This is a genomic window from Ensifer sp. NM-2 (assembly GCF_003024455.1).
Classification (GTDB): Bacteria; Pseudomonadota; Alphaproteobacteria; order Rhizobiales; family Rhizobiaceae; genus Ensifer; species Ensifer canadensis.
This window is the reverse complement of sequence record NZ_PVZR01000023.1, coordinates 21,080-35,010: the sequence shown is the minus strand read 5'-3', so window position 1 is coordinate 35,010 and position 13,931 is coordinate 21,080. Positions and strand designations below refer to the sequence as shown.

10 protein-coding genes and 1 pseudogene are annotated in these 13,931 nt (G+C 62.8%); 6 read left to right on the top strand and 5 right to left on the bottom strand.

Annotation, left to right across the window (positions count from 1 at the left end; all coding sequences use genetic code 11):
- The first annotated feature begins 58 nt into the window (after positions 1-58).
- The 3 genes from C6558_RS31415 to C6558_RS31405 are packed head-to-tail and all read left to right on the top strand — an operon-like array spanning position 59 to position 3,735.
- Positions 59-1,582, top strand: coding sequence for a sugar ABC transporter ATP-binding protein (locus tag C6558_RS31415; RefSeq protein WP_107028123.1), 1,524 nt, complete (start codon positions 59-61; stop codon positions 1,580-1,582).
- The gene (locus C6558_RS31410) at positions 1,572-2,639 is read left to right on the top strand and encodes an ABC transporter permease (RefSeq protein ID WP_107028122.1); all 1,068 of its coding nucleotides are present in this window, start codon (positions 1,572-1,574) and stop codon (positions 2,637-2,639) included. The genes C6558_RS31415 and C6558_RS31410 overlap by 11 nt, the downstream gene beginning before the upstream one ends.
- A gap of 52 nt (positions 2,640-2,691) precedes the next feature.
- Positions 2,692-3,735 carry a substrate-binding domain-containing protein gene (locus C6558_RS31405; protein WP_057213162.1) on the top strand — a complete coding sequence of 348 codons (1,044 nt, stop codon included), beginning with the start codon at positions 2,692-2,694 and terminating at the stop codon, positions 3,733-3,735.
- An 82-nt stretch (positions 3,736-3,817) separates the two neighbouring features.
- Here the strand turns inward: C6558_RS31405 and C6558_RS31400 are convergent, their stop codons facing one another.
- The 5 genes and pseudogenes from C6558_RS31400 to C6558_RS31375 form a co-directional block, all read right to left on the bottom strand.
- Positions 3,818-4,798 (bottom strand): sugar-binding transcriptional regulator, encoded by a 981-nt coding sequence (locus C6558_RS31400; protein ID WP_107028121.1) that lies wholly within the window; start codon positions 4,796-4,798, stop codon positions 3,818-3,820.
- A 92-nt stretch (positions 4,799-4,890) separates the two neighbouring features.
- Positions 4,891-5,106 carry a LysR substrate-binding domain-containing protein gene (locus C6558_RS41110; protein WP_256371991.1) on the bottom strand — a complete coding sequence of 72 codons (216 nt, stop codon included), beginning with the start codon at positions 5,104-5,106 and terminating at the stop codon, positions 4,891-4,893.
- A gap of 352 nt (positions 5,107-5,458) precedes the next feature.
- Complete coding sequence (locus tag C6558_RS31390) at positions 5,459-6,685, bottom strand: alanine racemase (RefSeq protein WP_057213166.1); 1,227 nt, start codon at positions 6,683-6,685, stop codon at positions 5,459-5,461.
- Between the two features lie 41 nt (positions 6,686-6,726).
- A pseudogene (locus C6558_RS41785) lies at positions 6,727-8,606 on the bottom strand (ABC transporter ATP-binding protein).
- A gap of 267 nt (positions 8,607-8,873) precedes the next feature.
- A complete protein-coding gene (locus C6558_RS31375) occupies positions 8,874-9,827 on the bottom strand; it encodes a LysR family transcriptional regulator (RefSeq protein WP_025429490.1) in 954 nt (317 codons plus the stop codon).
- Between the two features lie 123 nt (positions 9,828-9,950).
- Here C6558_RS31375 and C6558_RS31370 point away from each other — a divergent pair, with 123 nt between their 5' ends.
- The 3 genes from C6558_RS31370 (at position 9,951) to C6558_RS31360 (ending at position 13,917) form a co-directional block, all read left to right on the top strand.
- Positions 9,951-11,879 (top strand): ABC transporter substrate-binding protein, encoded by a 1,929-nt coding sequence (locus tag C6558_RS31370; protein ID WP_107028118.1) that lies wholly within the window; start codon positions 9,951-9,953, stop codon positions 11,877-11,879.
- Between the two features lie 131 nt (positions 11,880-12,010).
- Positions 12,011-13,048 (top strand): ABC transporter permease, encoded by a 1,038-nt coding sequence (locus tag C6558_RS31365; RefSeq protein ID WP_244496071.1) that lies wholly within the window; start codon positions 12,011-12,013, stop codon positions 13,046-13,048.
- Complete coding sequence (locus C6558_RS31360; protein ID WP_025429487.1) at positions 13,045-13,917, top strand: ABC transporter permease; 873 nt, start codon at positions 13,045-13,047, stop codon at positions 13,915-13,917. Before C6558_RS31365 ends, C6558_RS31360 begins: the two co-directional genes overlap by 4 nt.
- Positions 13,918-13,931: the final 14 nt, after the last annotated feature.

Below are 13,931 nucleotides of genomic sequence, written 5' to 3'. Positions count from 1 at the left end.
CAATCGCCTTGACATTTGATGGATAGCCATCCTAACCTGACTTCATTGGGAGGAGAGCATGAGCGAACAAGCAGTGTTTCGCGTCGAGGGCGTGCGCAAATCCTTCGGGCCGATACCGGTTCTGAAGGGCGTCGATCTCGAATTGCGCAAGGGTGCCGTGACGGTGCTGATGGGCGCCAACGGCGCTGGAAAGTCGACACTGGTGCGCATCCTCTGCGGCGTCTACGTCGGAGACGCCGGAGCCATGCAGCTGGATGATCTCCCTTTTTCGCCGACAACACCGGCGGAGGCGATCCGTGCTGGTGTGGTGACGGTTCACCAGAACATCAATGATGGCGTCGTTGCCGACCTCGACGTCGCGACCAACCTCACGCTCGACCGGCTGAACGGCCGCGGTGCGCGCCTCTTCTTCAACCCGCGCCGGGTAAGGCGCGAGGCAGCCGTCGTTGCCGCCCGCATGGGCCTCGCCATAGATCTTTCCGCTGATATCAACGATCTGACGCTCGCCGACCGGCAGATGGTGGCGATCGCCCGCGCCATGGCGCACGAGCCGCAGGTGCTGATCCTCGACGAGCCGACGTCGTCGCTCTCGAGTGCCGAGGCCGATCGGCTGTTCGAGCTTCTCGACCGGCTGAAAGCCCGTGGGGTCGCGATCCTTTATATCTCGCACCGGATGTCCGACATCCGCAGGCTCGCCGACAGCATCGTCACCCTGCGCGACGGGCGCATAACCGGCCGCTTCGAAGGCGCGGATCTGGACTATGAGGGTGCCGTCAATGCGATGCTCGGACAGAAAGTCTCGGCAGGCGACGTGACCGTGCGCGAAGGGCTCGGTTGCGTCTTTTCTGCCCAGGGACTGAAACTTACCGACACGTCGCGTCCGTTCGATCTCAAACTGGGCGATGGAGAAATCGTCGCGGTCACGGGCCTCGTAGGCGTCGGCAAGACGGCGCTGGCCGAGACGCTCTTCGGAGCCCGCCCGCCCGCCGCCGGCCAGATGACGCTCGACGGCGCTTCCTATCGCCCGCAATCGACCGGCCAGGCGATTGCCAAGGGCGTGTTTCTGGTGGCGAAGGATCGATCCGACAGCGGCATCGTTCCCGATTTCAACATCTACGAGAATATCAGCCTGCCGTTCCTCAAGCGGCTGTCGCGCTTCGGCATAGCGAACCGCCGGTCCGAACGGGCGAAATCGCGGGCGCAGATCGCCGCCCTCGGCGTCGTCTGCCGCAGCGAGCGCGACGAAATGCAGACGCTTTCCGGCGGCAATCAGCAGAAGGTGATGGTCGGGCGGTGGCTTTCCGAGCCGTCGCGTCTCCTGATCCTCGACGAGCCTTTCCAGGGCGTCGACATCGCCGCACGCCGCGATATCGGCGCCAAACTGCGCGCCTCGGCGGCGGGTCGCGCCACTATCGTCTTCCTGACCGAACTCGACGAAGCTTTCGAGGTCGCCGACCGCATTCTGGTGATGTCGGAACACACTGTGGTCGGCGAGCATCGCAACGCTTCGGTCGACGTCGAGCGCCTCCTGCAGGAGATCGCCGGTCAACATCATCAGCAGGGACAGCCCCATGAGCAGTGAACAGATGAAACCCGCGGTGCCCGCCGCTTCCGCGTTGCCGGTGCTGCCGCCCACGGCCACGGTTGGCCTGCGCGATATCGCCATCAAATACGGTTTCCTTGTCCTTCTGGGCGGACTGGTCGTCTACTTCTCGCTGGTGACGAACGGGTTTTCCTCGCCGCAGAGCGCCGTCTTCATCCTGCAATCCGTGTCGATCACCGGCATCCTGGCGCTCGGCGTCACGGCCACGCTCGTTGTTGGCGGTTTCGACCTGTCGATCGGCTCGGTCGCGACCACGTCAATGATGGCGTCATCCTATGTGATGGTGGTGATGGGCGGAGATGCGCTGACGGCGACGCTCGTCTGCCTGGCGATCGGCGTTCTCGTCGGGCTGATCAACGGTATCATCATCGTCTACATGCGCGTGCCGGACCTGCTCGCGACGCTCGGCATGATGTTCCTGCTGCTCGGCCTGCAGCGCATACCGACCGAGGGCCGTTCGATCGCCGCCGGCATGACGCTTCCCGATGGCTCGGTGGCAACAGGCACTTTCAGCCCTGCCTTCCTGGCGCTTGGCCGCCATCGCTTCGATCTCATCCTGCCGAACCTCGTGCCGGTTGCCGTCGTGGTGCTGATCGTGCTGGCGGTACTGATCTGGTTCTTCCTCGAATACACCCGCTTTGGGCGCATGATGTATGCGGTCGGCTCCAACGAGCGCGCCGCCGGCCTGGCTGGCGCTCCGGTCAACGCCTATAAGATCTCGGCCTATGTCATTTCAGGCGTCTTCGCGTCGATCGGCGGCATTCTGCTCGCCGCGCGTCTCGGCCGCGGCGACATCGCCTCGGGCAACAATCTGCTGCTCGATGCGGTTGCCGCAGCGCTGATCGGTTTTGCCGTGCTCGGCGCGGCCAAGCCCAATGCGTTCGGCACAGCGATCGGCGCGCTCTTCGTCGGCATCCTGCTCCAGGGCCTGACGATGATGAATGCACCCTACTACACGCAGGATTTCATCAAGGGCGCGGTTCTCGTCATCGCGCTGATCTTCACCTTTGCGCTCTCGAAAAGAGGCAAACGCTGACGGGAAAGCCCCGCCCGCGGACAACAAACGTTCACCAGTGGAGGAGACTGAAATGAACTTTACACGCAGAGCAATGGGCAAGCTGGCGCTTGGTCTTGCCGGAACCGTGGCATTTGCCACCGCATCCTTTGCCGCCGACATGCCGAAGCCGTTCGACAAGCCGGGCGACGTCAAGATCGCGCTCGTGCGCTATCTGTCGACTGGCGACTTCTTCCAGTCCTACCTTGCCGGCGTGGAGGCGCAGGCAAAGGCTCTCGGCGTACAGCTTCAGGTTCTCGACAGCCGCCAGGACGCAGCGCTTCAGGCCGACATGGTCGACCAGGCGATCGCGCTCGGCGTGCAGGGGATCATCATCCAGCACGGCCTGACGGAATCGATGAAGGAAGCTGCCCAGCGCGCCGTCGATGCCGGCATCAAGGTCGTGGCCTTCGACGTGAACGTCGAAAACGAGAAAATTCCGCAGGTCGAACAGTCCGACCGCGATCTTGCCCGCCTTGCTCTGGAGCAGGCGATCAAGGACAATGGCGAGAGCTTCAAGGCGGGCTACGTCTATGTCGCCGGCATCGCTCCGCTCGACCGTCGCGACGAGACCTGGAAGGAATTCAAGGGCAAGTATTCCGGGATCAACGAGGTCTCGCAGTTCGGCACGATGGACAACCCGATCGCCAACTCGGTTGCCAACCAGGCGCGCTCGGTCATCTCCGCCAATCCCGATATCACCGTGATGTTTGCGCCCTATGACGAGTTCGCCAAGGGCGTCAAGATTGCGGTCGACGAAGCCGGTCTTTCGTCCAACGTGAAGATCTATTCCGCCGATATCTCGACCTCCGATATCGCGGCAATGCGCGAGCCGGATTCCGCCTGGGCTGCGACTGCCGCCACCAACCCGGCCGTGGTCGGGCAAGTCTCGGTTCGCACACTCGCCATGCTGCTTGCCGGCGAGGATCCGGGCCGCAGCGTCATCGTGCCCCCGACGTTGATCACCCAGAAGGACCTGAACGATCAGGACATCAAGAACATGGAAGAACTCGGCACCAAGCTGCCGCAGTTCGCCCACGCGGATGTCGCCATGCCGGCTTGGATGCCGAAGCCCTGATCACGCGGTTTGTTGATGAAAGTGGGGCGGTCGAAAGACCGCCCCGTTTGCGTACTGCCAGCCCTACGCATCACAACGCGCTTTAAGTCGTCGTTGCGTCTACCTTGCCGAGACCGTCCCGGCTCCAGCGCTCCATGACGCGGCGCGCCATTGATGTCGTGACCACCAGATGCGAGGCAAAGCCGCCCTTCAGGGCCGCCATCAGTGGTTCGAACTTGCTCTCTTCCTGGACGACCAGCATGCGCTTTTTGATGGCGCGGATCGACGAGAGGTCCGCCGAGATGCAGCGCCGATTGTGGGCGCAGTTCACCCATTGGCCGTCACCATCGATCAGCTGTCCGGCGATGACACCGACAGCGCCTTCCTCGCCCATGCGGTGCATCTCGCTGGCGCTGAGCGCGCCGCACTTGACGAGGTGGCTGTCGTCCTCGATGCCGCCGACGGAATAGAGCGCCAGATGACAGTCGGCGATCGTCGACAGCTGCTCGCGGATCACCGGCTCGCCGCGAAGCTCCTCGGCCAGCCGCTCGGACGACAGCACGAGCGGCGCGTAGAAATTGATGCCTTCGGCATTGAGCCGGCGGGCGATCTCCGTCGTGCACTGGTCCGGCCGATAGGAATAGGGCGCGCCGAGATTGCCGCAGAGCTGGACCACAGTGACGCCACGCAGGTCGGCGAAGGGCATCACGTCGGCGATATGATAGACCGTTCGCCCCCAGGCGACGCCGACGCGATCGCCCTTGTTGATCAGTTCGAGAAAGACGGATGCAGCCAGCACCGGCATCTCAGCCGTCGGGTCCATGGCCTGCCGGTCCTCCGGCACGATCCAGGCCGCCGTGACCCCGGTTGCATCCTCGAGCTCGCGCGCCAGCACGTCGTCGGTGAAAAGCTCGGTCGAAGTGGTGATGTTGACGATCCCGGTCTCGCGTGCTCGCCTGAGATAGGTCGCGACAGAGGCGCGGGAGATCCCCAGTTTCTGCGCAACTTCGTCCTGCCGCAACCCATGGCTATAGTAGAGCCACGCGGCTTTGTGCATGATCTGATCGGTGTTGCGGATAGGCATGGGGATCCTTCAGTTGTCGATTTCTGACATTATTCATCGGTCGTGACATAAGTCAAATTGCCATTCAGGCAAAGTTGGAGGCGGGCGTTGCCTCAGGCGTTGGAGCCGGGAAAGTGTCGCGCTTGCGCCTCTTTCATCAGCCAGTCGACGAAATGCGCAATTGCCGGCCGTTCGATCGCCGCAGGCAACGTCACGATATAATAGGCGAATTCGCTCGGCCATCGTCGATCGAGAGCGATGGCTAGGCGGCCGTCGGCGATTTCTTCCCGCGCATAGATACCGCGGACAAGTGCAACGCCCTGACCAATGACAGCAGTTCGGTCCAGAAGGAACGGAAGACCGTCTGCCGTTGCTATACTGGAAACGAACGTTTCACCGGCCGGGGTCGCTTGAGAGCGGGGCTGATCCTTAGGGGTAAAGGTGGCGTGCCGGCGGGCAGGTTTTGCCGGCTGAAGGCGAAGGCCCGCCTTCAGTTCTACAGCGCCACGCGTCTTAATAGACGCGCAAAGGTCGCCGTAGCACTTTGAATTGCTGCATGTTTTTATCCTTAGATCGAATAGGACTTAAGGAAACATGCAGTGGGCTCCGGTTGGGCCACACGGCCATCGCGTAGCACGGGCGGCGATGTCGTTGTGACGCATCCGTGCGTCACACGCCCGATCAGGTCTGGCAGCAGCGGGCATCGACCGGCAGTGTCGTCGCCCCGCCATCGGCGTGATGCAGCGTGAAATGATCGAAGTTGGCGATCGATGCGCAGGAGTGGTTGGGGAAGACCCGCACGCGGCTTCCGAGGGTCAAGGGGCGTCCCGAGAAGGGAACGAAGCCATGTTCTTCAGACAGCCGCTCGAGCGTCCAGACACCTGTTTCGCCATCGCCTTCGGCGCTGACGACGGTGCCGAAGCCGGCGCCGCCCATGCCGTGTGCGCCGCGATCGGAGCTCATCGACTTGGAGCCGGCGTCGATGATGAAGTGCGTGTCATTGGAGGCAACGACGCGCGCAACCACCGAGAGCGCCAGGTCGTCGGCCGTGCAGATGCCGAGCCTGAGCGCGGTTCCGTCGAGGAACACGTAATTGCCGGGCCGGACGCAGTCTACCTCCTGGGACAGAGGCGCGCCGACACAGGTCGGCGTTGCGCCGACGGAAATGCAGTCGACCGCGATGCCGCGGTCCCGAAGCCGGCCGGCGAGACCGGCAAGGTCTGCGGCCTCATCGCGGGCGACCTTGGCCAGGCCCTGCGGGCCAGTGGCCGCGTAGGAATGGCCGGCGTGCGAAAGCAGGCCGGCAAAGTGCAGGCCGTCGGAAGCGGCGATCTGGGCGCACAATTCGAGCGCAGCCGGATCGCTCGGCTTGAGGCCGACGCGGCCGAGGCCGACATCGACCTTGAGGAAGACGCCGATTTCGACACCGTGGCGCGTCGCGGCCGCCGACAACGCTTCGACGCCCGTCGCGCTTGCCGCAATCGTGCGCAGCTGCGTGCCGCGCGCCTTGACCACGGGCAGCAGACGGTCGAGCGACTGCGGCTTGACGATGGGATAGGCAAGGATGATCGACGGTATCCCGGCTTCCGCAAAGACCAGCGCCTCGCTTGGCTTGGACGCGGTGATGCCGCGGGCGCCCAGTGCCAGCTGCCGTCGCGCGACATAAAGGCTCTTGTGCGTTTTCACGTGCGGAAACATCGAGACGCCGGCTTGATCGGCACGCTGCTGCATGACCGCAATGTTGCGGGCAAGGCGCAATTCGTCGACTTCGATATAGGGCGTCGATCGCTCTGCGGCCGCAGGGCGCAGGAAGCCGTTGGCTTTCGGTTGCGCCGGGGCGCTGTCGATGTCTGCGGTCACGTTGCCGGCAGCGTTCGCAGCCGCCAGCGTCACTTCGGAAGTGTTCATCTCGGAATGCTCTGATCTGAAGAGGGGATTGGTTGTCGTCGTCAGCCCGTTGCGACCTGTCGCACGAAATGGCTCGATGAGACCTGTTGCATCGGCAGTTCGCGCGGCACGAAGTCCGGCGGGCGCACGGCGCTTGGGATCTCGTCGGACATCGGCTGGCGGCCTTCCGGGCGGCGTGTCGGGTCGGCGATCGGAACCGTCGACAGGAGCTTGCGGGTATAGGGATGCTGCGGATTGCCGAAGACCGAGCGGCGGTCGCCGATCTCGACGATTTCGCCGAGATACATCACCGCGACGCGGTGGGCAATGCGCTCGACCACCGCCATATCGTGGCTGATGAACAGGAGGGCGATCTGCATTTCGCGCTGCAGGTCCATAAGCAGGTTGATGACCTGCGCCTGGATCGTCACGTCGAGCGAGGCGACGGCCTCGTCGGCGACGATCAGGCGCGGGTTGAGCGCAAGCGCGCGGGCGATGCAGATGCGCTGGCGCTGACCACCGGAGAACGCATGCGGATAGCGCTCGAGGTGCTCAGGCGAAAGTTCGACCTTGGCCAGAAGCTCGGCGGCGCGGGCGCGCATGACCGCAGTCGAGCCCAGCTTGTGAACGCGCATCGGGTCCATCAGCGACTGCTCGATCGTCATGCGCGGGTTGAGCGACGAGAACGGATCCTGGAAGACCATCTGGGCGTCGCGTCGAAACCGCGCGAGCATAGCGCGCGGCGCGCCGATCAATTCAGTTCCATCGAACCGGATCGAGCCCGAACGCGGTCGGTCGAGCTGCATGATCGAACGGGCAACCGTCGACTTGCCACAGCCGGATTCACCGACCAGCGCCAGGGTCTCTCCCGGAAAGATGTCGAAGGAGACGTTCTCCACCGCGTGCACCCGACCCGAGACATGGCCGAACAATCCGGCCTTCAAATCGAAGCGCGTCACCAGGTTGCGCACCTCGACGAGCGGCTTTCGGGCTTCCTTCATCGGCGCGGACGCGTTCATTCTGTCACCTCGGCAAGCAGGCGCTCGGGTTCGAACACAAGCAACGGAAATTTCTCCGGCGCGTCCTTGTCGGCCATGCTGCCGAGGCGGGGCACGGCGGAAATCAGCGCGCGTGTGTAGGCATGTTTCGGCTTGGCGAAGATGTCGTAGACCGAGCCTTCCTCGACGATCTCGCCCTTGAGCATGACGCAGACCCGGTCGGCGACTTCGGCAACCACGCCCATGTCGTGGGTGATGAACAGCACCGACATGCCGATCTCGCGCTGCAAGGCGCGAACCAGATCGAGGATCTGCGCCTGGATGGTCACGTCGAGCGCGGTTGTCGGCTCGTCGAGGATCATCAGCGAGGGGCGGCAGGCAAGGGCTATGGCGATCATGACGCGCTGGCGCATACCGCCGGAAAGCTGGTGGGGATACTGGTCGAGCCGGCGCTCGGCATCGGGCACACGGACCAGCTTCAGGGTATTGAGCGCGATCTGGCGCGCCTCTTCCGGCGTCTTGTCCTGATGATGGATCACCGCCTCGGCGATCTGATCGCCAACAGTGAAGACCGGGTTCAGGCTCGACATCGGATCCTGGAAGACGATCGAGATTTCCGCGCCGCGCAGCGCCTCGACCCGCTTTTCCGAGAGCTTGGCGAGGTCGGCGACCTTGCCGTCCTTCAAACGCATCAGCACCCGTCCGCCGGTGATGGCTGCGCCGTCATATTCGGTCAGCCGCATGATTGTCATCGCCGTGACCGATTTGCCCGATCCGGATTCTCCGACCAGCGCGACGGTCTCGCCGCGCGCGATGCTGAAGGAGACGCCACGCACCGCGCGCAGCTGCGCCCGGGTGCCGGCAGCGAAGGAAACTTCGAGGTCTTCCACGGAAAGGATGACATCCTCGGGCAGCTCAGGCTTTGCGGATTTGGACAGGATCATCAGCACATGCACCCGATTTCGAAGGGACGTTGCGCTCTCAGGTCTCGCAACGAGGTCGCATCCTGTCAATACGGAAGGGAGGTGCGATCAGCCCTGTCCGCCGGGTCGCTGGAGCAGACATCGGCCTCGCTCCCGATCCGCTGCCGCCGCAAAATCCAGTGAAATCAATGTGTCACGATTGTGGCAGGCAAAACTATGCGCTTTGCGCATTGTATCGCCTGTCTTCGCATATCGCGCCGGTCGTGCGATTTCGGACGGATTGACACCTCAGGCTGCGTCGGTCGTCGCCTCAAAGCCGCTTTTATATTGAGGCAGTGCGGCACATTGCTTGAGATGCTGCCATAGCGCATCGCTGTCATGGCTGCCGGGGCCGGCGCGCCTGAAGATCCGGATCTCCATTTCAAGCGACATCTGCTGGCCGCCGATCTGGGCCAGGCGTCCCTGCCGCATGGCCTCGGCGACGCAAATCTGCGGCAGCCAGGCGACGCCCCGCCCGGCAACGGCCATGTGCTTCAAGCCATCGGCAAGGCCGGACTGGTAGACGGTGCTGAGGTTGAGCGGGCGGCGCCAGCGCGATTGGATCAGCGTTGCCAGCTTGCCGATATAACCGTCGCTCCAGGAATAGGCGAGATAGGGGATCTCGGTGGTTTCGGGCACGTCGATGTCGAACAGCGGCCGGCCGTTGTCGTCGGTTCCCGATACGAGAATGAGCCGGTCCTTGCCGATCTGCAGGGATTCGAACGGGCCGCCCTCCAGCACCGGAGGGCCGTCGGGATGGACATAGGTGATGGCGAAATCGCACTGACCGGAGCACAGGTGATCGATGCTTTCTAGGAAGTCGGCCGCATGCATGCTGGTGCGAAGCGGCATGCGCGAGATCAGCGGCGAGCCGATCCACTTTGGAAAGAAATACATCGCCAGCGTATGCAGCGAGGTGAAGGTGAGCATGGCCGAGCTTTCGCCGGCGACATTGCGGCAGTCGGTGCGCAGGCGGTACGCTTCGCGGACGAGCCGTTGGCAGCCGGGCAGGAACATCGTGCCGGCCCGGGTCAGCTGCACGGGGTAAGTGCTGCGGTCGATCAGGTCGGCGCCAATCCAGTTCTCCAGCGATTTGATGCGTCGGCTGAAGGCCGGTTGGGAAATATTGCGCGCGGTCGCCGCCGTCGAGAAATTCCGCGTCGCGGCGATTTCCAGAAAATCTTCAAGCCATTGCAGTTCCATGCCGGCCCTCATGCGTGTTTTGCATAGTCTATCCTAACTACACATTGGACAGACCTGCAAGCGCTCTTCTAGCCTCCCTTATAACGAGAAGAAAACTTCCGCCTCCACCAAATGGGAACAACGATGAAACGCACCTTAGCCCTAGCCCTCAGCCTGGGGCTCGGCATCGCGGCTGCGCCCGCTATGGCCGAGACCAAGAACCCCGGCACTTTCGTCTTCATGTGGACCGACGACATCCAGTCGTTCGATCCGGCCTATATCGCCAACACGCCAAGCTCCTACGGCGCGCTCAACATCTACAGCCGGCTGTTGAACTTCAACGGCTCGAAGATCTCCGAGTTCGTGCCGTCGCTTTCGACCGAGGTGCCGTCGCTTGAAAACGGCCTCATCAAGCAGGGCGACGACGGCTCGGTGAGCTATACCTTCCCGATCCGCAAGGGCGTTTTCGCCCACAAGGTCGGCGTCAAGGGCGCCGACGGCAAAGTCATTTGGGAGTATTACGACAAGCTGACCGACGCCCAGAAGGCGACGATCGAGCCGGGCTACGGCCAGATCACGCCCGAGGACGTGCGCTATTCGCTGCTGCGCGCCATTCTTCAGGGTCAGTCGTGGATGTCGAACGCGATCACCGAGGTGATCACCGCCGGCAAATATACCGACATCGCCAAATGGGTAGAGACCGAAGGCGAGGTCAAGTCCATCAACGACGCCAGCCCCGAGATCCTGCGCAAGGTCTATGACCAGCTCGCCTCGCAGATTATCGTCGATGGCGACAATCTCACGCTGAAGCTGCCGAAGTCGTTTCCGGCCACCCTTGGCGTGATCGCGCTGCCGTTCGGTACCTCGGTTCTCGACAAGGAATGGGTTGCCTCGGTCGGCGGCTGGGATGGCTCGGGCGATACCTGGAAGGCCCACTATCGTCCGGAACTCGGCGCCAATCCGCTGTTTGCCGAGGAGAACGGCACCGGGCCATTCATGCTCGAGGAATGGGACCGCACCGACCGGCGCATCACTCTAAAGCGCTTCGACAATTATTTCATGGGGCCGGCCAAGCTCGAGCGGGTGGTCATGCGCACCGTTCCGGAATGGACGACGCGACGCCTGCAGCTTCTGTCCGGCGACGCCGATTTCGTCACCGCGCCGGTCGAGTTCATCGACGAACTCAGCAAGACCGAGGGCGTCAAGGTCATCGACGGCCTGCAGAAGGTGTTTTCGCGCGGTGTCTTCTTCGCCTGGCCGCTCGACGACAACGACAATCCGGCGATCGGCAGCGGCAAGCTCGACGGTGCCGGCATTCCGCCGGACTTCTTCGCCGACATCGATGTGCGCAAGGGCTTCAACTACGCCCAGAACTACGATGCGCTCCTGAACCAGGTGCTGCTCGGAAAGACCGTGCAGTCGCGCGGGCCGACCGTGCGCGGCATCATGGGCTATCGCCCGGATTCGCCTGTTTACAGCTACGATCCCGCCAAGGCCGAGGAACACTTCAAGAAGGCGTTCGGCGGCAAGCTTTGGGAGACCGGCTTTGCGTTTACGGCCTATGTCACCGAGGGCAATCCGCAGCTGACGGCAGCACTCTCTGCCCTGCAGCAGGGCCTGTCGCGCATCAACCCGAAGTTCAAGATGCAGATCCAGGCGCTGCCATGGGCATCCGTTTCGGACAAGCTCAACAACCGCGAAAAGCCGGCCGCACCCTTGACGGTGATGGGCTGGGGGCCCGACTATTCCGACCCGGGCGGTCCGCTCGGTGCCGCCAGCTACTATCTCTCGCCCACGGGTCTCGTCGGCGGCATGGTTGGCCAGGGTTATCGCGACCTGATGGCGGAGAAGTTCAAGCCGTTGCTCGATGAGGCCTGGGCCTCGGTCGATCCCGCCGTGCGCGAGCCGATCTACGCCAAGCTGCAGGAAATGTCGTACGAATACGCCACCACCCAGTTCCTGTGGGAGGACTTCGGCTACGTCGTCACCCGCAGCAACATCGATGGTTATGTCGACAACATGATCCTCTACGGTGCCTGGGACTTCTATCCGGTCACCAAGGCCAACGATTGATTGGCTACTGCGCCGCGCGTCTTATTAGACGCGCAAAGGTCGCTGTAGCACTTTGAATTGCTGCATGTCGGGCGGCATCCCCGCCCGACATGCCTTTGTTTCATTTTCCCTGAAATCGGAACGTGTGAACCGTGCTGAACTATGCACTCAGACGACTGATGATGTTGCCCATCGTTCTCTTCGCTCTGTCGTTGATGATCTTTGCGCTGCAGATGTCGCTTTCGCCGACGCAGAGACTGGCGGCCTATGCGCCGTCGCCTGATTATCTCAAGGGTGGTCAGGAAAGCATCCGCAGGATGATCGAGCAGTATGGGCTCAACGATCCCTTCTACATCCAGTACGGCCGCTGGATCGGCGGCATCCTGACCGGCAATCTCGGCTGGTCGGAGACGGCCCGCCAGCCGGTTTCGACCGCGCTGATGTCACTGTTTCCGGCGACCCTGGAACTGGTGGTGCTGGCCTTCGTTCCATGCCTGCTGCTCGCGATCTTCCTTGGCTCGCGCGCGGGCATCTATCTCAATCGTTGGCCGGATCACCTCATCCGCATCTTCACCATTCTCGGCTGGTCTTTCCCGGTCTACGTTTTCGGCCTCTTGATGCTGTTGATCTTCTACTCGGCGCTCGACTGGTTTCCGCCCGGCCGGCTCAGCCAATGGGCACAGACCGTGGTCAGTTCCGGCGACTTCGTGCGTTATACCGGCGCCAACACTGTTGATGCGCTGCTGAACGGCAATCTGGCGATCTTCGGCGATGCGCTTCGCCATCTGGCAGCGCCGGTGATCACGCTGACCTATGTCAACGTTGCCAGCATGACCCGGGTGATGCGCACGTCGATGCTGGAGACGCTGCGCCAGGACTATGTGCGCACCGCTCGCGCCAAGGGTCTGCCGCGCCGCGTCGTCGAACTGCGCCATGCCCGGCGCAATGCGCTTCTGCCGGTTGCGACCATCGCCGGCATGGAGCTCGCCGTGATGATGGGCGGTGTCGTCATCACCGAGACGATCTTCGACTATGCCGGCCTCGGCCAGTTCGCAGCCAAGACCGCCGCCAATCTGGATTTCCCGGCGGTTCTCGGTTTCGGCCTCTATTTTGCGGTCGTTCTGGTGCTGATGAACCTCATCGTCGACCTTATCTATCCGCTGCTCGATCCGAGGGTGAAGACGCAATGAAGGTTCTTCGTTACCTCGCAAGAAATCCGGTGTCCCTCTTTGGCGTCGTGGTGCTTCTGGCCTTCGTGCTGATCGCCGTCTTCGCACCCGTTCTGGCGCCGCCGCAAAGCTTCCAGCTTTCACCCTACGACACGCCGCGCGCAGGCTTCCTGGCAACGCCGCAGCCACCTTCGCCGGAGGCCGTTTTCGGCACCACGCAAGGCCAGTACGACATCTTCTACGGTGTCGTCTGGGGAACGCGCACGGCGTTCAAGATCGGTCTCGGGGTCGTGGCGATCTCCGTGCTGATCGGCACGGTGGTCGGCGCGGTCGCCGCCTATTATGGCGGGCTTGCCGAAGAAATCCTGATGCGCATCGTCGACGTGTTCATGGCGGTGCCGTTCCTGATCGCGGCCATGGTGCTGACGGCGCTGCTTGGCAAGGGCATCGTGCCGATCACCATTGCCCTGACGACGTTCGGGTGGATGAGCTATGCCCGTATCGTGCGAAGCGAGATCCTGAGGATCCGCGAGATGGACTATATCCATGCGGCACGCAGCTACGGCGCCAGCGATCTCAGGCTGATCGTGCTGCATATCCTGCCCAACGCCATGTTCCCGGTGCTGGTGCTGGCAACGATGGCGACTGGTTCGATGGTGCTGTCTGCCTCGGCGCTCAGCTTCCTCGGCGTCGGCACCGAAGAAGGCTATGCCGACTGGGGACAGTTCATCGCCTACTCGCGCAACTGGATCGTCGGCCAGCCCGGCAACCCTTTCCAGTTCTGGTACACGCTGGCCTTCCCCGGCGCTGCCGTCTTCCTTTTCGTGCTGTCGTGGAACCTTGTCGGCGATGCGTTGCGCGACATGCTGGACCCTCGCCATTCCCATTGAGACCCATTCCTATC

Coding starts and splice junctions, on each gene's coding strand:
- C6558_RS31415 (WP_107028123.1), top strand. CDS start 59: ATGAGCGAACAAGCAGTGTTTCGCGTCGAGGGCGTGCGCAAATCCTTC.
- C6558_RS31400 (WP_107028121.1), bottom strand. CDS start 4,798: ATGCCTATCCGCAACACCGATCAGATCATGCACAAAGCCGCGTGGCTC.
- C6558_RS31370 (WP_107028118.1), top strand. CDS start 9,951: ATGAAACGCACCTTAGCCCTAGCCCTCAGCCTGGGGCTCGGCATCGCG.
- C6558_RS31405 (WP_057213162.1), top strand. CDS start 2,692: ATGAACTTTACACGCAGAGCAATGGGCAAGCTGGCGCTTGGTCTTGCC.
- C6558_RS31390 (WP_057213166.1), bottom strand. CDS start 6,685: ATGAACACTTCCGAAGTGACGCTGGCGGCTGCGAACGCTGCCGGCAAC.
- C6558_RS31410 (WP_107028122.1), top strand. CDS start 1,572: ATGAGCAGTGAACAGATGAAACCCGCGGTGCCCGCCGCTTCCGCGTTG.
- C6558_RS31360 (WP_025429487.1), top strand. CDS start 13,045: ATGAAGGTTCTTCGTTACCTCGCAAGAAATCCGGTGTCCCTCTTTGGC.
- C6558_RS31375 (WP_025429490.1), bottom strand. CDS start 9,827: ATGGAACTGCAATGGCTTGAAGATTTTCTGGAAATCGCCGCGACGCGG.